The 17727-nt window shown below is 57.0% G+C and carries 21 protein-coding genes; 1 reads left to right on the top strand and 20 read right to left on the bottom strand.

Features of this window, described 5'->3' with window-relative positions:
• A partial coding sequence (locus B5F17_RS15025; protein WP_206396738.1) for a hypothetical protein occupies positions 1–203 on the top strand: 203 nt, incomplete at its 5' end.
• A 284-nt stretch (positions 204–487) separates the two neighbouring features.
• Here B5F17_RS15025 and B5F17_RS13315 read toward each other — a convergent pair.
• From B5F17_RS13315 to B5F17_RS13220, 20 genes are all read right to left on the bottom strand, one after another.
• Positions 488–1123, bottom strand: a complete 636-nt coding sequence (locus tag B5F17_RS13315; protein ID WP_087374562.1) for a pentapeptide repeat-containing protein — start codon at positions 1121–1123, stop codon at positions 488–490.
• On the bottom strand, positions 1120–1755 hold the full coding sequence (locus B5F17_RS13310) for an HAD family hydrolase (protein ID WP_162608190.1): 636 nt from the start codon (positions 1753–1755) through the stop codon (positions 1120–1122). Before B5F17_RS13310 ends, B5F17_RS13315 begins: the two co-directional genes overlap by 4 nt.
• A gap of 103 nt (positions 1756–1858) precedes the next feature.
• On the bottom strand, positions 1859–2662 hold the full coding sequence (locus B5F17_RS13305) for a metallophosphoesterase (protein WP_087374558.1): 804 nt from the start codon (positions 2660–2662) through the stop codon (positions 1859–1861).
• 149 nt (positions 2663–2811) lie between these two features.
• A complete protein-coding gene (locus B5F17_RS13300; RefSeq protein ID WP_087374557.1) occupies positions 2812–3060 on the bottom strand; it encodes a hypothetical protein in 249 nt (82 codons plus the stop codon).
• Between the two features lie 220 nt (positions 3061–3280).
• Positions 3281–4180: an SCO4651 family lipoprotein gene (locus B5F17_RS13295; protein ID WP_087374555.1), complete on the bottom strand. Its 900-nt coding sequence runs from the start codon at positions 4178–4180 to the stop codon at positions 3281–3283.
• A 69-nt stretch (positions 4181–4249) separates the two neighbouring features.
• Positions 4250–5668, bottom strand: coding sequence for a cysteine--tRNA ligase (gene cysS / locus B5F17_RS13290; RefSeq protein ID WP_087374553.1), 1419 nt, complete (start codon positions 5666–5668; stop codon positions 4250–4252).
• 5 nt (positions 5669–5673) lie between these two features.
• Positions 5674–6009 carry a hypothetical protein gene (locus tag B5F17_RS13285; protein ID WP_087374551.1) on the bottom strand — a complete coding sequence of 112 codons (336 nt, stop codon included), beginning with the start codon at positions 6007–6009 and terminating at the stop codon, positions 5674–5676.
• Positions 6010–6726: 717 nt separating this feature from the next.
• The gene (locus B5F17_RS13280) at positions 6727–7638 is read right to left on the bottom strand and encodes a DMT family transporter (protein ID WP_242968769.1); all 912 of its coding nucleotides are present in this window, start codon (positions 7636–7638) and stop codon (positions 6727–6729) included.
• Between the two features lie 9 nt (positions 7639–7647).
• The gene (locus B5F17_RS13275) at positions 7648–8130 is read right to left on the bottom strand and encodes a GNAT family N-acetyltransferase (protein ID WP_087374547.1); all 483 of its coding nucleotides are present in this window, start codon (positions 8128–8130) and stop codon (positions 7648–7650) included.
• Positions 8131–8196: 66 nt separating this feature from the next.
• The gene (locus B5F17_RS13270) at positions 8197–8622 is read right to left on the bottom strand and encodes an HsmA family protein (RefSeq protein ID WP_407922598.1); all 426 of its coding nucleotides are present in this window, start codon (positions 8620–8622) and stop codon (positions 8197–8199) included.
• Positions 8623–8634: 12 nt separating this feature from the next.
• Positions 8635–9285 carry a CDP-diacylglycerol--glycerol-3-phosphate 3-phosphatidyltransferase gene (gene pgsA, locus B5F17_RS13265; protein ID WP_087374543.1) on the bottom strand — a complete coding sequence of 217 codons (651 nt, stop codon included), beginning with the start codon at positions 9283–9285 and terminating at the stop codon, positions 8635–8637.
• Positions 9286–9290: 5 nt separating this feature from the next.
• Positions 9291–10616 carry a 30S ribosomal protein S12 methylthiotransferase RimO gene (rimO, locus tag B5F17_RS13260; protein WP_087374541.1) on the bottom strand — a complete coding sequence of 442 codons (1326 nt, stop codon included), beginning with the start codon at positions 10614–10616 and terminating at the stop codon, positions 9291–9293.
• Positions 10617–11154: 538 nt separating this feature from the next.
• Positions 11155–11403 (bottom strand): hypothetical protein, encoded by a 249-nt coding sequence (locus B5F17_RS13255; RefSeq protein WP_087374539.1) that lies wholly within the window; start codon positions 11401–11403, stop codon positions 11155–11157.
• A gap of 30 nt (positions 11404–11433) precedes the next feature.
• Positions 11434–11718 (bottom strand): hypothetical protein, encoded by a 285-nt coding sequence (locus B5F17_RS13250; RefSeq protein ID WP_016148715.1) that lies wholly within the window; start codon positions 11716–11718, stop codon positions 11434–11436.
• A 12-nt stretch (positions 11719–11730) separates the two neighbouring features.
• Complete coding sequence (locus B5F17_RS13245) at positions 11731–12258, bottom strand: regulatory protein RecX (protein WP_087374537.1); 528 nt, start codon at positions 12256–12258, stop codon at positions 11731–11733.
• Positions 12255–13454 carry a recombinase RecA gene (gene recA / locus B5F17_RS13240; protein ID WP_016148717.1) on the bottom strand — a complete coding sequence of 400 codons (1200 nt, stop codon included), beginning with the start codon at positions 13452–13454 and terminating at the stop codon, positions 12255–12257. The genes B5F17_RS13245 and recA overlap by 4 nt, the downstream gene beginning before the upstream one ends.
• Positions 13455–13544: 90 nt before the next feature.
• Positions 13545–14417: a peptide chain release factor N(5)-glutamine methyltransferase gene (gene prmC / locus B5F17_RS13235; RefSeq protein ID WP_162608189.1), complete on the bottom strand. Its 873-nt coding sequence runs from the start codon at positions 14415–14417 to the stop codon at positions 13545–13547.
• A 5-nt stretch (positions 14418–14422) separates the two neighbouring features.
• Positions 14423–15373 carry a DUF1385 domain-containing protein gene (locus B5F17_RS13230; protein ID WP_087374533.1) on the bottom strand — a complete coding sequence of 317 codons (951 nt, stop codon included), beginning with the start codon at positions 15371–15373 and terminating at the stop codon, positions 14423–14425.
• Entirely contained in the window at positions 15370–17019 is a 1650-nt protein-coding gene (locus B5F17_RS13225; RefSeq protein ID WP_087374531.1) for a sensor histidine kinase, read from the bottom strand. Before B5F17_RS13225 ends, B5F17_RS13230 begins: the two co-directional genes overlap by 4 nt.
• Before the next feature lie 5 nt (positions 17020–17024).
• Positions 17025–17714, bottom strand: a complete 690-nt coding sequence (locus B5F17_RS13220; RefSeq protein ID WP_016148721.1) for a response regulator transcription factor — start codon at positions 17712–17714, stop codon at positions 17025–17027.
• Positions 17715–17727 lie beyond the last annotated feature (13 nt).

Below are 17727 nucleotides of genomic sequence, written 5' to 3'. Positions count from 1 at the left end.
TACAAGGTACAAAAAATCTTTGCCTTCAGCGATTTTTTGTACCGCGTGTCAATTTCATCAGGAAATTGACCAAGGTACCAACCGCTAAAGTTTTTTTAAGCGCTCACCTTTCGGTGAAGTGCTTATTTATTTTACCAGACTCACTTTCGTTTGTCAAGCTCTTTTTAACTTTTTTCGAAGTTTTTCGCGCTCCGAATCGCTAAATCTGAACTTTTCCAAACTTTTCGTCCGGTTTCGCTGCCCGTGTGGTCAGCTTATTTATAATACCACACCGGGAAGCCCGTGTCAACAACTTTTTTCTACTTTCTTGACCCATTATTCAAAAAGTTTCAAATCGTCGTGACGCTTCTTTCATTGTGGTGGCCGTCTCTCGGAGACAGCTTATATAGAATACCACTCCAGGCATACAATGTCAATCCCTTTTGCACAAAAACCGGAGATATTTTTTGTGCACCCTAGCCAGCCAAAACCAGCCCGGGTGCGCAGGTCAATCTTCTCGAATGACAATGCCAAGCAGGCGTGCAAGTCCAGCTGCCTGCCGCTCGCTCACCATCATGCCGCGCAGCTCCTGCCCTGCCGCCTGGATGCCCTCCAGCGTGCAGCGCGAAAAGTCAATGCCCGACAGCGGTGTTCGAAAGAAGTTCACACCGTCAAAGTCGCAGTCCTGTGCGGTGAAGTCCTGCAAAGCGGCTTCGCTCAAACGTGCCCGCATCAGGCGGCAGCCTTGCAGGGCGGTCTTTTTCCACCGCGAGGCGCAAAAGTCGCTGTCCTCCATGCGGCAATCCTCAAAACATACGTCGTGCAGACCTGCGCCGTAAAAGTTCGCCCCGAGCATGCGGCAATCGGCAAACGTGCAGCGCGTCCATATCCCATTCGCGCAATTTGCGCCCGACAGCTCACAGCCGGTCAGCTTGACATCGGTAAAGCTGCATCGTTCCAGATTCGCACCGGTCAGGCGGCACTGTTCGAGCACACAGCGGTCAAAGGTCATCTCTTCCAGATCTGCGTCCGACAAGTCCAGTCCCTTTAAATGCGCACCGCGTACCCGTCCGTCCCGCTGGCAGGCTTGCCAGTCGATCGTTTCATCCAGTACGCGCGGCAGTTTGGGTGCAGCCGGTTTCATCCCTCCACCTCGCAGATGGTCAGAATGTCACGCGGATGCGCCAGCCGGTAGGTACACGGCAGGTCGGGCTGATGAGTGCCCCACAGCGCAAGCCCGCTCGCCATGCCCGCCGCCTCGGATGCCTGCATATCGCCGGGGCTGTCTCCGATATAAATTGCATCCTGCGGCGCAATGTCCATCCGCTTCAGGCACTCGATGAGCGGATCGGGATGCGGTTTGTGCAAAACCGTGTCCTTCTGACTCACGATGGTGTCAAAATATGCGGTCAGTCCGCGTGAAGTCAGTCCCATGTCCACACCGCTCACGCCGCGCGAGGTCACAATGCCCATACGCACGCCGTTTCGGTGCAGAATCTCGATCACTTCGGTCAGTCCCTCGAATACCGGGGTCGTTTTGAGCGCGTTGAGCGACGCTTCATGCCAGCGCGGCTTGACCCACGCGGCCTGTTCCTCGTTGCAGCCCAGAAAACGGATGCCGTCCGGCCCGGTCATGCCAAAGGTCTTGAGCAGCTTGTCTTTCGGCGGCTCAACGCCGGTCGCCTGAGTCACAAGCGCCGAAAGCGCGGTCATTTCGTCATGTTCGGTGTCAAATAACGTGCCGTCGAAATCAAACAGCACTGCCTGATAGCGCATAACACCTCTCCTTTCGGTTGGTTCCATCTTTTTCGTTCAGCCTTATGATAGCACACCCGCGCCGGACGCCGCAACGATATTTTCCGTCCTGCGCTTACGCGATTCACGCGGCGTGTACGTTGATTGCCACAATCTCAGGTGCATTCAGGAAGCGGAACGGGTATCTGGTCATGCCGATTCCGCTGCTGGTATACATCTGTAAGTCTGCGTCCGTCCCGATCTCCTGCGCGTCATAAAATCCCTTTCGGAATTCTCCCGACCCGGCAGGCAGCAAGCGGTCGGTCAGCACCAGATTTTGACTGCTGCTCTCGATCTTTTGCGCGATGACCGGCTCATGTGCGACAATCACATTGAACGCCTGACTTTTGAGCGTGTACAGCGAATCGTCCGTCTGTCCCATCAGCAAGTCATCATAGCCGATCACGCGAATACCGTAATCGGACAACAGCCGGCTCTCATCGTCCAAGACCTCGAACCCGCTCGCCTCCATCACATCCTCGTAAACACGCGCAGCGCCTCCGCCGTAGTCATGGTTTCCCCAGACGGCAAACTTGCCCGCCTTTGCCTCGATCTCAGCAAAAGCAGCCGAAAGGCTGGATAAATCCATCTGGTCGCGGTCTCTGAGATAGTGGTCGAGCAAATCCCCGCCGAAAACCACAATATCCGGTTCCAAGGCGTTGATTTGGTCGGTGATCTTGCGCGCATGGCTGATGTCATAGTACTGGCCGAAATGCGTATCGGTGAAAAATACGATCTTGCAAGGCTGGGTCACCTGGTCGCTCTCTACTTCCACCGAGCGCACGACAAGCATGTTCGGTTCTACCCAGTACGCATAGGCCAGCAAGCCCACGCATGCTAGGCACAGCAAAAACAGGGTCAAAAACATCCTGCAAATCCATCTGAACATAGCATTTTCCTTTCAGATTTATTTGATATCTCTGATTGCCAGTTTACATGACCGGTCAGAAATCTGTCAAGAGACGCAGGGTATTGGTGCAAAATTGTTTACAAAAAAGCGTGCACGACCGATCAGCCATGCACGCCTTAACGACATTATTATAAACCGAGTAAATGTTTGAGGAATACAAGCAGGGAGAGAATGGTCTCTATGCAGACAACGATCGTCCACCCCGACCACTTTCCAGACTGCTCGCTCATGCGCTCGACCAGATTGCTGCCAAAGACCAGCACACCACTCAGCCAGACATACCAGTCAGGCAAGACATGCAAGACCACACTCAGCACAAACAGCACGACCGCCACAGCAAGTGCAAGATAAATCAAATATTGTTTCATGCGCGTCATAATTAAATCCCTCCCGAGTCGTGCACGCAGGACGCAATCCTATTCCGTCCATTTCAATCGACAATAAATTTGAATTCATGCTATCATCTTTCCGAAAATAAATCAACACAATAAAGAATTCTATATAAACAAAATTGTCTGTTGTCTTTTGTACAGCCTGTCTAGCCTCGAAAAAGGGTAAAAAAAGAGGAGCGGGATTTCCGCTCCCCTTGGGGTTCTTTTAAGCCGCAGTCGCGTTCTGCGCCTCGGCGGGCAGTTCAAAGTCTTCCACCGCGTTGAAATTCGAGCAGGTCAGAGACATAGCCGCCTTGGATACCGTCATGGTCATACCCTGATCGGCTGCACCTTCCGCTTCCAATGCGTTTTGCACGATCGAGTCAATCATCTGGCTCATGTCCATCTCGTACTGTACCGGGTAGCCGTCTGCATTGATCCAGACGCTCATAGGCAGGTCGCCCAGCTCGGACAGCATAGACTTGATCGCGTCTTCCGATACGTCGGTGCCGGTCTGCCCCAGCGAGCTCAGCACGCCGCTCTCCTCGATGACATCGTACAGCTTATCGCCCTTGATGACACCGGTGAACTTGGTCGCGTCCGCACCGCCGACCTGTTCGGTGCCTGCTTCGGCAAAGTCTGCTGCGCTGTCCAGATACAGTTCGAGCGAGTCTGCCGCGTCATATTGTCCCAGCTCGGCTTCGGTCACCGACTGCTTGATCCACTGACCGCCCATCTGCATATACACATTGGCCGTGTCGTCCTCGGACATGATATACAGTTCCACGTCCTGCACGCCGCCCAGCTCTTCGCCCATGTCGATCTGCATGGTGCCCTTTGCCTTGAGGGGTTCCTGGATGACGTCCATCTGCATTTTGGTGCTCATGTTGAGCTCCTGCGACTGGTCAGCCATCGCAAACGACATGCCGATGTCCTGCGTCATGTCGATGGACAGGCTGGTGAGCGCACTCATCTTCTCTTCGGCTGCCGCAACCCGCTCGGCCGGGGTCATGGCATCCGTACCGGAATCACCCGTGCTCTGCTGTCCACCTCCGCCGCACGCGGTCAGGGACAGGGTGAGGGTCAGCGCGGACAGCGCCGCCAATGCTCGTTTGGTCTTTTTCATCCAGGGTATCCTCTCTTTCTCCTGTAAAATCAGGACGGGAAATTTACGCTGGGGTTTGATTTTTGGGGTTTATACGCGGCTCCACTGTACGCCTTGACGGGTATCCTTAATCGCGATGCCCATTTCGTTCAGCAGATAGTCGCGGATGCGGTCGGCCTCGGCAAAGTCCTTGTTCTTCTTTGCTGCGGCACGCTGTGCGATCAGCTCCTCGATCTTTGCCTTGTCCGGGTCTTCGCCTGCGTCCTCATGCTTCTGCACGATGTTCAGTACGCCGGTCAGCTCCATGAACAGGTCGTATGCGCCCTTGAGGTATGCAAGGGTTGCGTCCGCATGGCTGCCCGAGTATGCGTTGATCTCACGCATGAGCTCGAAAATAGCAGACAGTGCGTTTGCAGTGTTCATGTCGTCATCCATCGCCTCGATGAACTTCTCCTTGTACTGCTGGAGGGACGCCAGTGCCTCGGCTTCCTCTGCGGTCGGGGTCTCGCCCTGTGCCTTGGAAATGCGGAATTCCAGGTTGTTGCGTGCCTCGTACAGACGCTCGAGAGACGCCTTGTTCATCTTGAGCGACTCCTCGGAGTAGTTGAGCGGGGTGCGGTAGTGTGCAGACAGCATGAACATACGGATGGTCTCGTAGCCGTACTCCTTGGCTGCGTCGCGTACCATGAAGAAATTGCCCTTGGACTTAGACATCTTCTCGTTGTCGATGGTCAGGAAGCCATTGTGCAGCCAGTAATGTGCAAAGGTGCAGCCGTTTGCGCACTCGGACTGTGCAATCTCGTTCTCGTGGTGCGGGAAGGTCAGGTCAAGACCGCCCGAGTGAATGTCGATCGTGGGGCCGAGGTACTTGTTGACCATCGCCGAGCACTCGATGTGCCAGCCCGGACGGCCTTCGCCCCAGGGTGCCTTCCAAGACGGCTCGCCCGGCTTTGCTGCCTTCCAAACCGCGAAGTCCATCGGGTCTTCCTTGATCTCGCCGACCGAGATACGTGCACCGGCCTGCAGATCTTCGAGCGGCTGATGAGACAGCTTGCCGTACTCGGAGAAGGTCTTGGTGCGGAAGTAAACGTCACCGTTCTCGGCAACGTATGCATGACCCTTATCGATCAGGGTCTTGACGATGTCGATGATGGCGTCCATGGTCTCGGTCGCACGCGGATGCACGGTTGCGCGCTTGATGCCCAGACCCTCTGCGTCGACAAAGTACTCCTTAATATAGCGGTCAGCGATGACATCGTAGGTCACACCTTCCTCGTTTGCCTTGTTGATGACCTTATCGTCAATGTCGGTAAAGTTCTGTACAAAGGTTACCTTGTTGCCGCGGTACTCGAAGTAACGGCGGAGCAGATCGAACATGATGAACGGACGTGCGTTGCCGATGTGGAAATAGTTATAGACGGTCGGGCCGCACGAGTACATCTTGACTTCGCCCGGGGTAATCGGTACAAACTCCTCTTTCTGACGGGTCAGTGTATTAAACAGCTTCATGGGTATCAGTCTCCTTTATCTTCGATGAGCATTTGCGAAATTTGTTCGGGTGTCCGCATCCAGCGCGTACAGCTTGTGATAAAATCGGGGTCTCTCACCTCAAAATGTGCACAGGTGCCCGGTTCCATGCGGGAAAAGTCGCGTTCCTCGCACCGGTACCACCCTTTTTCTCCGGTGAAGCGTGCCAGATGCAGCAGATAACGCCCGCGCCGGATGGACTTACTTTGGTCTTCCCGTCTGGAAACGACCAGGGCGTCAAACCCACGGGTTCGAGTATCGTCGTGATCAAATAATCCACCGGCGAGATCCAGGCCGAGGTCGATGAGGTCATCCCATCCCATTGTATGCATTCTCCTCTCAGAAAAAACAAAAAACGCCTCCTCGGGTACCATCAAAAACCCAAAGAGGCGGCCGAAAAAATGCGGTCGCGGTTCCACTCTTACGCTTCACTCAAATGCGCCTTAACGCGGCGCTGCACGCGGGGCATTACCCCCACCGCTCCCGGACGCACTTTCCCCAAGGCTCGACCGCGAAACTCTTTCAGCCCGAAACCTGAATTTTCGGGAGTCTCTCTCTTTGGCGGTGCGCCGAAAATGGGTACTCTTTCCGTTCATTGCGGATGGTATGCAATTATAGGTTTAGTATACGCAAATAGGAATGATTTGTCAAGGCGAAGCCCTGCACCGCACCCCCTATTGAAGTTTGGATCAAACCTTTTCAAAGGTTTGCGGGTTCTCAGGGCAGAGCCCTGAGACGCGCTCCGCAGAGCGCGGAATCCCCTCTTCATTTTCCCGATCTCCCGCGAGGGAAAATGAACTAAAAAATACAAAAAAAAGAAAACCGTTCCCAATGGAACGGTTTTCATGAGCGGCTTTCAGCCGCAAGAGAATCTTACCGCCTGCGGGCGGCGCTTTGAAACGAAAGTTTAGTTGATTCCGGCTTTAGCCGGAATCAATAGGGGTATTTCGCATCCTGCGGGATGCGACTCAGGGCTCTGCCCTGAGAACCCGCAGCCTTTCGAGAAAGGCTGGCGAAAGCTTCAATAAGGGGTGCGGTGCTTAGTCCTTCACCTTCTGCGGTTTAGACAGCAGCAAGATCATCGCCAAAATACACGCAAATCCAATCAAATCCACTTTGGTAATCGATGTCCCCAGCCAACAAACCGCGAACAATGCTGCCGAGACCGGCTCAACCGCCGAGATCATACTGCCTCGCGCCGGGCCGATGCGCTTGATGCCGTCAAGGTACATCGTAAACGTCAAGATCGTGCCCACAATGACGATGAGCGCCATATACCAGATGACTTCGCCATCCACCTTGACCGAAATCGTCCACGGACGCAGTACGATCATCTGCATGAGACCGCCGATCAGCATACCCCAGCCGACTACGGTTGCCGAGTCGTGTTTAGACAGCAGGTGTGCAGGCTGCAAGGTATAGACCGCGACGAACACCGCTGCGCACAGACCCCAGAACAGGCCTTGCGGAGATAGGGCAAGTGAAGTCGGGTCGCCGTGGGTAGCGATCAAGAAGGTACCGGCAAGCGCAAGGCACAGGCCGACGGTCTCACGCGCCGAAGGCAGTCGATGCTGCCGCAGGCACAGCCACAGCAGAATGAGTGCCGGGCCGATGTACTGCAAAACGGTTGCTGTGCCCGCGTTGGAATACTGCACGGCGGTAAAATAGGCGAACTGGCAGCCGCTCATGCCCAAAAGGCCATACAGAACGATGTGCACTGCGTCTTTTTTGTCCTTCCACACGTCAAAGACCGCTTTGCCGCGTGTCGCACCCAGAATAGCCAGCAGGATAATACCCGCGCTGAGCAGACGCACGGGCACCAGCCACGACGACACCATCCCCTTATTCTGGAACAAAAACTGTCCGCATGCACCCGAAAATTCCCACAGGCAGCCGCCTGCAAAGACCATCAGAACGCCTAAAGTTTCATTTGAAAGATAAGGTTTTCTCAACGTCTTCCCTCACTCTGCGCGTCCAAGTTCTGCCAGACGGTCACCGGTCAGGCGGTAGGTCGTCCAGTCATCCATGCGCTGTGCGCCCATGGACAGGTAAAAGTCGATCGACGGCTGGTTCCAGTCCAAGCACGACCATTCCAATCGGCCGCAGCCGCGCTCGACTGCGAGCTGTGCCAGATGGGTCAAAAGTGCCTTGCCGTAGCCCTTGCCGCGCTCGCTCGGCTCGACAAACAAATCTTCCAGATAGATGCCGGCACGTCCCAAAAACGTCGAAAAGTTGTGGAAGAACAGTGCAAATCCGACCGGTTTGCCCTCTGCCTCTCCGATGACAACCTCGGCTTTCTGCTTTTCAAACAGCCATTCGGTCAGCAGTTCTTCGGTCGCAACGACCTGATCTTCCATCTTTTCATATACCGCAAGCCCACGGATAAAGTGCAGAATCAGCGCAGTATCCTCGGGCTGTGCCATGCGAAATGTAGTCTGTGCCATATCAAAATTTCCCCTCTCGCAAGCAGAACGCCCCGCAGCCTTGCAGGACGTTCTGTGTTTCTCTTTTTAATGCTGCATGCCCAGAATCATACCCAGCACATACGGAATGAGCCAGATGACCCAGACAAAAATACTGAATTTATGAAAGCTCTGCTGTCTGTGCGCGTCCTTTTTGACCAGCACCACGGTCGCCCAGACCGCATGGAACAGCATGAGCACGATGGCGAGCAGACCGGTCACGCCATGCAGACCGGAACCACCGCCGCCGTTTTGCTTTGCAATCTGACTCATGACCGTCGTGCCCGTCGTGTCAAACACCAGACCCAGCCAGAACACAATCGCGTGCCATTTTTTCAGTACGCCTGCGCGGTGCTCCGCCCAGACGCCGATGGTGTAGCACACCAGTGCCAGCGTGATGGTCACGATCGCGATGGGCAGCAGATTGCCGACGACTGCAAAGACCGTCGCGTTGGTCGCCTCGGGTAAAATCATCGTATTCATGTTTTACGCCTTGGGACGCGTCGCACCCTCGGCAACCAGTGCCCAGTTGCGATGTAAGTAGTCATAGCCCGAGTAGATGGTTACCAGCGTTACCACCCAGGACACAATGGTCGGCAGCAGCATGAGCGTCTCACCGTCCGACAGGTTGGCCAGCCAGCCCGTGCCCAAGGTAACGACCGCAATCGCGCCTTCCGGATTGGAATAATTCGGGCATCCGACCGCACCGCGCAGTGCAATCACATACAGGAAAATCAGAATGATACCCGCAATCTGCACGCAGGTCTTGACCTTACCCGACCATGCAGCCGCCATGACCTGACCCTTTGCCGCTGCGACGTTGCGCAGGCTGGTGATGATGAACTCACGCGCCAGAATGACAAAGACCATCCATGCGGCAAACAGACCGCGCTCGACGAAGATAACAAGGGCTGCGGTCACGAGCAGCTTGTCGGCCAGCGGGTCGACAAACTTACCGAAATCGGTGACCTGATTGTACTTTCGTGCAATGTAGCCGTCCAGAAAGTCGGTAAACGATGCCAGACAGAACAGCACAAGCGCGATGGCGTCATACTTCGGACCGCCGAGAATGGCGAATACCACGAAAAACGGAATCATCGCGATGCGCACCAGCGTGATTTTATTGGCAGTTGTCATGTTGCTCAACCTCCCACGCGGACACCGGACAGATCGGCGCCCAGACTGTCGTCAATGCGCACGCGCACAAATTCGCCCGCGCCGCACGGCGTTTCCGATGCAAACCATACCTTGCCGTCGACTTCCACCGAATCGGCGTAGGTACGTCCGTAATAGAGCTGCGCGTCGTCGTCATAACCCTCGCACAGCACGTCCATTTCCTCATGGACACGGGACAGATTGTACTCGTCGATCACGCCCGACTGCAATTCCTCCACGATCAGACGGCGATTTTCCTTGGTCTCGTCGTCGATCTGGTCGGGCATCTCGGCTGCCGGCGTGCCCTCCTCGGGCGAGAACTCAAACACGCCTGCACGCTCGATGCGCACGTCCTGTAAGAACTCGCACAGCTCGGTAAACTCTTCCTCGGTCTCACCCGGCAGGCCGACGATCAGGCTGGTACGCAGTACCACACCCGGAATGCGCTCGCGCAGCTTGTTAATCAGTGCGGTCAGGCTGTCGCGGTCACCCGGTCGGCGCATGGCACGCAGAATGCGCTTCGATACATGCTGAAGCGGGATGTCTAGATACTTGACGATCTTGTCCTCCTCGGCGATCACGTCGATCAGTTCCTCGGTGATCTGGTCGGGATAGAGGTAGTGCAGGCGAATCCAGGTAAAATCCATCTTGCACAGCTCGCGCAGCAGCTCGGGCAGACGGCGCTTGCCGTACAGGTCGATGCCGTACTTGGTGATGTCCTGTGCAATGACGATCAGTTCCTTGACGCCTGCATCCGACAGTGCTCTCGCCTCTTCCAGCAGTGCATCATAGCCACGGCTGCGGTACTTGCCGCGCAGCTTGGGGATGATGCAGTATGCGCAGGTGTTCGAGCAGCCCTCGGCAATCTTAAAGTATGCCGTGTAGCCCGGGGTCAGGCGCTCGCGGTCGCCTTCCAGATCGGCGCCGTCCATCGGGCCGAAATACGCACGCTTTTCCTTGCGGCTGGCCGCCTCGACCGCCTCTACAATGTCCTCATAACTGCCCGTGCCGCAGATGACGTCAACCTCGGGCAGATCGCGCTCGATCTCCTCGCGGTAACGCTGTGCCAGGCAGCCAGTAACGACCAGACCCTGCATTTTGCCCTGCTTGCACTGGGCGGTCTCCAGAATGGTCTCGATCGCCTCGGCCTTAGCCGACTCGATAAAGCCGCAGGTGTTGATAATACCCACCTCAGCCTCGTTCATATCGTCTACAATCTCGCAGCCTGCCTGACGCAGTCGGGCAAGCATGTGCTCGGAGTCAACCAGATTCTTGGCACAGCCGAGCGAGATCAGTCCAACTTTCGTGTTCACAGACACACTCCTTTCTCAAAAACAGCGCGGCGGGGGCCGCGCGGTCTTTCTCGTGCTTTGGATTCTTCTATATTACAATTATATCGGATTTTGCGCAAGATGCAACCGGAAAGCAAATACTGGGGTATTTTTTCAGAATGTACCGATTTTCCGGTACGATTCGACCGTCCGACTTGACATTTTGACCGTTCTAGACTATACTGAAACTATAAAAAAGGGCGCGTTACCGGTAGACAGTTACGCCCTCAGACTATTGGTAAAAATGACCGTTAGTTTTGGACGACTGGGCGGTCATTTTTTCTTGCAAATCTGGACAATCAGACCGGCAAAACCTATGAGGACAAGGCAAAACTGAAATAGTTCGCTGTATGTCACCATAAGATCACCCCCTTCCCATTAACTGAGGGCTTGAGGGCAATAACCGCCTACCGTTATGTACGGCAACGCGCTGAAAAGTATTTTTCCTGTGTCTCAGAATAACACAAGAAATCCTATATTGCAACAAAAAGACCGCCTTTCGGCGGTCTTTTTTCACGTTTTATCGCCAAAACATCAGGAAAATCCAGATGGCCAGCGCACAGGCATACAGCCAGAAAGTCAAATGTGCCACGCGGTCGTGCTGTCGGTCGGCTTTGCTGCGGGCGGACATGCGCGCAAGCAGACAGAACGCCATGCCGACGATGGACAAAATCGCGCCGAACGGCCGCACGGCGGACAGATCCAGCAGTTCAGCGACGAGCAGCAGGCAGGCCAGCGCGACAACCGGCCAGAGAAATTTACGCATCATGGGGTGATCCCTCCCAAATGTTTGATGTTCTCACAGCACAAGACCGGCCAGCCGGAACGCATGGCTCAGCCAGATCAGGGTACAGACGGCAAAGCAGGCGACCGCGATCATCGCCGGACGGGCTGCCGCGTCGTTGCGCTGCCACCAGGCGACAATCCACAGCACAGCGCTTACGCACACCCCGGCGGTGACCGTCTTGGGCAGAACCGCCATCGCGAGCAGCAGTCCCATGTCTCCGCCCACCAGCGTGCCCAAGCTGAGCACGCTCAGCACGATTGCCAGGATGCACACGCACCAGTTGAGTTTCTTGAGCATAGCTTCCCTTTCTCAGTCGAAATCGGCATCGATGGATGCGCCGTACTCGTTGAGTGCACGGCGGATATCTTCCCACAGGAACCCGCGCCGCTGCAAGGCGGCAACCGCCTTGTTAACCTCTTTGCGGTCGGACAGATCGCCGTGCAGGCGCTTATCGAGCAGTGCGAGCATGGCGTCAAGGTCGGGCTCGCAGTCCTCCATGACCGCGTCCGCGTCGTCGCGCTCAATGCCGCGGCGGCGCAGCTCCTGCCGGATGCGCAGCGTGCCGTAACCCCGTCGGGTGTACGAGCGCACCGTGCTCTCGGCGTACTTGCGGTCATCCTGAAAGCCGTGTTCCTGCAAGTAGGCCAGCGCATAATCGGCGGCTTCCTCGGCGCAGCCCTTGTCGATGAGCTTTTCGCGCAGTGCCGATGCCGACAGCGCACGGTAGGACAGCAGTTTTGCCGCCAGATCGAGCGTCTTGCGGTAGACCTCTTCCAGCTCTTCCCGGCTCAGCGTGCGCAGGTCGGGCGGCTGCACGTCACGCGCACGCCGCATCATACGTCAATCCCGTCGTCTTCGTCGAAGTCATCGGCATCAATCGCAACCGCACGCGACTTCTCGGGCTTCTTTTCCTCACGCGCTGCCGGTGCTGCCGTGGTCTCCTCGGTCTCCTCTGCGTCCTCGTCGTCCTTGCCCTTCTTCTTGCGCTTGGGCGCGAGCTTGGCGTGATCGGCTGCAATCGCCTCGACGATCTTCTTGTGCAGCTCCTCGGCCTCTTCGGGGTGATCCTTAAAGTACAGCTTTGCGTTCTCACGACCCTGACCCAGGCGCACGCCGTTCATCGAGAACCACGCGCCCGACTTCTGCACCAGATCGTACTCGACACCCAGATCGACCAGCTCACCGGTCTGCGAGATGCCCTCGCCGTACATAATATCGAACTCTGCCTCGCGGAACGGAGGCGCGACCTTGTTCTTGACGACCTTGCAGCGGGTGCGCGAGCCGAGCAGCTCGGTACCGTTCTTAATGTGCTCGATACGGCGCACGTCGATGCGCACCGAAGCATAGAACTTGAGCGCACGGCCGCCGGTGGTGACTTCGGGGTTACCGTAGACCACGCCGACCTTTTCACGCAGCTGGTTGATAAAAATGGCCACACAGTTGGACTTTGCAATCGAGCCTGCCAGCTTACGCATGGCCTGGCTCATCATACGGGCGTGCAGGCCGACAAACGAATCGCCCATTTCGCCCTCGATCTCCTGACGGGGTACGAGCGCTGCAACCGAGTCCACGACCACGATGTCCAGTGCACCCGAGCGCACCAGTGCTTCGGCAATTTCCAGACCCTGCTCACCGGTATCCGGCTGGGATACCAGCAGGCTGTCGATGTCAACGCCCAGCGCACGGGCATAAACCGGGTCAAGAGCGTGCTCGGCGTCGATGAATGCCGCTTCACCGCCTGCCTTCTGTGCCTGCGCGATGGCGTGCAGGGCAACCGTGGTCTTACCGGACGATTCCGGTCCATAGATCTCGACGATTCGGCCGCGCGGCAGGCCGCCGATGCCCAGCGCACAGTCCAGACCGATCGAACCGGTGGAAATGTGGTCGACTGCCATGCCGGTATTCTCGCCCAGACGCATGACTGCGCCCTTACCATACTGTTTTTCAATCAGACCCAGCGCCTTGGCCAGGGCCTCCTGTTTGTTGGCCGCCGGGGCGACCGGCTCCAACTTCTTTTTATTATTAGACGCCATAAATAGGGTTCCTCCATGATTGTACGTTCAGTTCCTCTATTATAATGCACGGCGCGCCGATTTGCAAGCGATTTTCGAATGCCTGTTCGGTCAGGACAGGGGCACCCGGGCACACACGATGCGCGGTACGCCTGCGTAATCGGTCTCGACCTGCACCTCGGAAAGGCCTGCCTCCCGGCAGATCTCGGCCACGGCCTGACCCTGTTTCCAGCCGCACTCAAACAGCAGGTATCCACCCGGTTTGACGGCATAACGCCAGGTTTTCATCACCGTGCGGTAGAAATCCAGACCGTCCTCACCGCCGTAAAGCGCGAGGTGCGGCTCAAATTCGGCAACGTCGCGGTCAAGCTCACGCATCTCGTCGGCCGTGATATAGGGCGGATTGCACACCATGAGGTCGAACGCGTCCCGGTCTGCGTCGGCAATCGGCTCGAGCGCCGAGCCGATGACGCACCGATAGCGGTCACTGAGTCCCAGCCGTTCGGCGTTGCCGTTTGCCACGTCGACCGCTGCCGGGGACACATCGACCGCGACCGCCTGCGCGGCGGGTACTTCGTGCAGCAGCGCCAGCGCGATGCAGCCCGAGCCGCTGCACAGGTCGAGCACACGCGGGCTCTGCATGGTCTGCACCCGCTCGATGGCCAACTCGCACAGGCGCTCGGTGTCGCTGCGCGGGATGAGCACGTCGGGCGTGACGCGCAGCGTGATGCCGTAGAAATCCCACTCGCCCAGCACGTAGGCCAGCGGTTCCCCCGACAGACGGCGAGCGACCAGCGCCTCGGTTTTCTCGCACTCGGACGCGGTCACCGGACGCGCGCCCAGCGCGGGCAGCAGACGGCGGTCAATACCGAGCGCACACGCGGTCAGCTCACGCGCTTCCAGATCGGGCATCGGGATTTGTTCGGCTCCGACCTCGTCCAGCTGGTGCCGGACGTGCGCGAGCAGTGTTTTTATGTCTTCCATCTCTCTCACTTCCATGCGTCGCTGTCGTCGGGCGGGATGACCTTTTCCATGGACGCGATTGCAACCTCGATCATGCTGTCGTCCGGCTCAAATACGGTCAGCTTCTGCATCTGGATGCCCGGCCAGCGAATGGCGCGGCTGATGACGCCGTCATGTCGTCCGGCCCAGCGGTTGCACTCGTAAGCGATGCCGACCACGACGGGCAGCAGGACAAGGCGCAAAATCATGCGCAGCCAGACGTTATCCATCTGCACAAAGGCAAAAATCAGGATGGGAATGATCATCATGACGATCATAAAGCTGGTGCCGCAGCGCGGATGGAAGCGCGGCATGCTGCGCACGTTCTCGACGGTCAGCGGCAGACCGGCTTCGTAGCAGAAAATGGTCTTGTGCTCGGCGCCGTGATAGCGGAAGGTGCGCTCGATGTCCTTCATATGGGAAATCGACCACATAAAGATCAAAAACAGGATGATACGCACCACGCCTTCGAGCAGACTGCGCACGAAGTAGGGTGCACCGTCGGGCAGCACGCCCACGATGAGCGTGGGTGCGACCAGAAAGAGTGCGATGGGCAGGATGGTGCCGATGATCATAGCAAAACCCATCAGGATTTTTTCCAGTTTGTCCGACGAAATGTGATTTTCTACCCATTTTTCAAACCGCGACGGCTCGGTATCGACGCTGTCGTCGTCTTCGAAAAACTGGGCGGAATAGTTGATGTCGTTCATGCCGTCTTTCAGGGCGGTGAACAGGGTGTAGGCGCCGCGGGCAATCGGCAATTTCCAAAACGGGTGCTTGGGCTTGGGGGTCGGACGCTCCTGAAAGGTCAGGGTTCCGTCCGGCTTGCGCACGGTCACGCAGGTGGTCTGCGGTCCCTTCATGCTGATGCCCTCGATGATCGCCTGGCCGCCGATCGTGGTCTTGCGCACGCACGGCGGCATTTCGTAATGCTTCATTGGGTGTTCTCCTCTGCGATGGACGTTTCGACGCCCAGTGCGGTATGGACGTCGATGGCAGGAACGGACACGTAAACCGCCGTGCCCTCGCCTGCCTTGGAACGGATGGTCAGCGTACCGCCGTGCAGTTTAACGATCTCGTCGGTGACTGCCAGACCGATACCGCTGCCGCGCTCCTTGGACGAGCCTTTATAGAATTTCTCCTTGACGAACGGCAGCTCGGCTTCCGGGATGCCTACGCCGTAGTCGCGCACGCAGACCACGATGTTTTTGCCCTCGTGGCGCAGGTCGACTTCGATGCGTCCGCCCGATTTGCCGTACTTGACCGCGTTGTCGATGATGTTCAGGAAGACCTGTTTCATGCGGTGGCGGTCGCCGTTTACAAAGTAGCTGTCCACGTCGTCGGTGTGATAGCTCAGTTTCATTTCGGTGTTGGCGAGCATGTTTTCGTACATGTAAACCGCCTCGTACAGCTCCATTTCCAGGTCAAAGGTCTCAACCTCGAGCTTCATGCGTCCGGACTCGATGCGGGCGAAGTCCAGAAGCTCTTCGACCATACGGGTCAGGCGGCGGCTCTCCTTGTGGATGATCTCCAGTCCCTGCATGACTTCCTCGGGGTCGGTCGCGCCGACTGCGAGCAAGGTCTCGCTCCAGCCGTCGATCGCGGTCAGCGGCGTGCGCAGCTCGTGCGATACCGACGAGATAAAGTCATTTTTCATGCGCTCGGTGCGTGAGATCTCATCCGACATGTAGTTAATGGTGTCGCACAGCTCACCGATCTCGTCATCGTACGCCTTTTGCAGGCGCATCCCGTATCGCCCAGCGGCGATCTCCTTTGCGATGACGTTTATTTTGGTGACCGGCTCCAAAATGGACTTTAGGAAGTAGCGGTTAGACAGGACGACCAGTGCGAAAAACAGCAGGCTGACCGCCACCGAGAACAGCACGAAGTACATGGTCTGCTTTTCCGCGATGGCCAGCGAAGTGACCATGCGGATGCCGCCGACCAGATGGTTGTCCTCGATATAGAGCGGTGTGGTCATGCTCAGGACGCGCTCGCCTGTCATGGGGTCTTCACCCGTCCAGACCTGAATCACGCCGTTCTGTTCGCCCTCGTTCTTGCCGTCCCCGTCCTCGTCCTGTCCGAGCGCACGCGCCACGTCTCCGGTGACCGCCATCGTGCCGTCGTTAAGGCCCGATGACGATTTGAGGATGGTGCCCCGGTCGTTTAAGAACTGCAATTCGATCTTGTCACGCATGTTGATGTCAAAATCGCCGATGGTCTTTTCCATACCATAATAATAGTATTCCAGATTGGCCAGCCAACCGCTGTTATAGAAGTTGGTGGTGAGCGTGCTCATGCGATAGCTGAGCATGTCGTGGATACTATTATAGTAATAGCTGGAAAATCCCATGGTGACCGCGATGACGACCGCGGCCAGAATGACGACGACAAAGGACAGCGAGTTCATCAGCCAGCGGCCGCGCAGACCGCCGGGTGAGTGCTGGATACGCACCGTCCCGGGCGCAGGCGGTGTACCCGATGCCGCAGGCGCGCTTTGCTTGGGCCGGCGCCGCTCGATCAGTGCGGCGAGCCAGTCCTTTTTCTCGCGCTTTTTACGGGATTTGCTTTTTCGGTACTTCATTCCCCTCAGCCTTCCCACATATAGCCGAAGCCGCGCACGGTGACGATATAGCGCGGCGAAGCCGGATTGTCCTCGATCTTGATGCGCAGACGGCGGATGTTAACGTCAACGATCTTGAGTTCACCGACGTAGTGGTGACCCCAGACCATCTCGAGGATGTCGTCACGCGACAGCGCGCGGCCGACATTGCTCATAAACGCCTTCAAAATGCCGTATTCGATCTGGGTCAACTCGATCTTGACCCCGTTCTTGGTCACCTCGCGCGACCGGGCATTGAGACGGAACGGGCCCGAACGGATGCTGTCGTCCTCCTGGAAACCACCTCCGCCGACGCGGCGGAACAGTGCCTCGACGCGTGCAACCAGCTCGACGACCGAGAAGGGCTTGGTCACGTAGTCGTCCGCGCCGGTCATGAGACCTGTCACCTTATCCGACTCCTGCGTGCGTGCGGTCAGCATGATGATGCCCGCGCGCGAGCCGCGTGCACGCATGGTGCGGCACACCTCATAGCCGTCGATGCCCGGCAGCATGACGTCGAGCACGGCCACCTGAATATCGGGGTGCTGCTCAAACAGCTCGAGTGCCTGCTCACCGCTGCCCGCCTCGATCACCTCGAACCCTGCGCGCTTGAGATTGAGCACGACAAAGCTGCGGATATTCTCTTCATCTTCCAGTACCAATACTTTACGCTTCATTTGCTTTTCCCTC

This window comes from Butyricicoccus pullicaecorum, from assembly GCF_002160355.1.
Lineage (GTDB): Bacteria > Bacillota > Clostridia > Oscillospirales > Butyricicoccaceae > Butyricicoccus > Butyricicoccus pullicaecorum.
The sequence above is the reverse complement of the archived record's forward strand: the minus strand, read 5'-3'. Positions and strand labels throughout refer to the sequence as shown.

Bases quoted from the DNA above. Each gene is read 5' to 3' on its own strand.
- B5F17_RS13315 (WP_087374562.1), bottom strand. From the start codon at position 1,123: ATGAAACCGGCTGCACCCAAACTGCCGCGCGTACTGGATGAAACGATC.
- B5F17_RS13310 (WP_162608190.1), bottom strand. From the start codon at position 1,755: ATGCGCTATCAGGCAGTGCTGTTTGATTTCGACGGCACGTTATTTGAC.
- B5F17_RS13305 (WP_087374558.1), bottom strand. From the start codon at position 2,662: ATGTTCAGATGGATTTGCAGGATGTTTTTGACCCTGTTTTTGCTGTGC.
- B5F17_RS13300 (WP_087374557.1), bottom strand. From the start codon at position 3,060: ATGACGCGCATGAAACAATATTTGATTTATCTTGCACTTGCTGTGGCG.
- B5F17_RS13295 (WP_087374555.1), bottom strand. From the start codon at position 4,180: ATGAAAAAGACCAAACGAGCATTGGCGGCGCTGTCCGCGCTGACCCTC.
- cysS (WP_087374553.1), bottom strand. From the start codon at position 5,668: ATGAAGCTGTTTAATACACTGACCCGTCAGAAAGAGGAGTTTGTACCG.
- B5F17_RS13285 (WP_087374551.1), bottom strand. From the start codon at position 6,009: ATGGGATGGGATGACCTCATCGACCTCGGCCTGGATCTCGCCGGTGGA.
- B5F17_RS13275 (WP_087374547.1), bottom strand. From the start codon at position 8,130: ATGGCACAGACTACATTTCGCATGGCACAGCCCGAGGATACTGCGCTG.
- B5F17_RS13270 (WP_407922598.1), bottom strand. From the start codon at position 8,622: ATGATTTTACCCGAGGCGACCAACGCGACGGTCTTTGCAGTCGTCGGC.
- pgsA (WP_087374543.1), bottom strand. From the start codon at position 9,285: ATGACAACTGCCAATAAAATCACGCTGGTGCGCATCGCGATGATTCCG.
- B5F17_RS13255 (WP_087374539.1), bottom strand. From the start codon at position 11,403: ATGATGCGTAAATTTCTCTGGCCGGTTGTCGCGCTGGCCTGCCTGCTG.
- B5F17_RS13250 (WP_016148715.1), bottom strand. From the start codon at position 11,718: ATGCTCAAGAAACTCAACTGGTGCGTGTGCATCCTGGCAATCGTGCTG.
- B5F17_RS13245 (WP_087374537.1), bottom strand. From the start codon at position 12,258: ATGATGCGGCGTGCGCGTGACGTGCAGCCGCCCGACCTGCGCACGCTG.
- recA (WP_016148717.1), bottom strand. From the start codon at position 13,454: ATGGCGTCTAATAATAAAAAGAAGTTGGAGCCGGTCGCCCCGGCGGCC.
- prmC (WP_162608189.1), bottom strand. From the start codon at position 14,417: ATGGAAGACATAAAAACACTGCTCGCGCACGTCCGGCACCAGCTGGAC.
- B5F17_RS13230 (WP_087374533.1), bottom strand. From the start codon at position 15,373: ATGAAGCATTACGAAATGCCGCCGTGCGTGCGCAAGACCACGATCGGC.
- B5F17_RS13225 (WP_087374531.1), bottom strand. From the start codon at position 17,019: ATGAAGTACCGAAAAAGCAAATCCCGTAAAAAGCGCGAGAAAAAGGAC.
- B5F17_RS13220 (WP_016148721.1), bottom strand. From the start codon at position 17,714: ATGAAGCGTAAAGTATTGGTACTGGAAGATGAAGAGAATATCCGCAGC.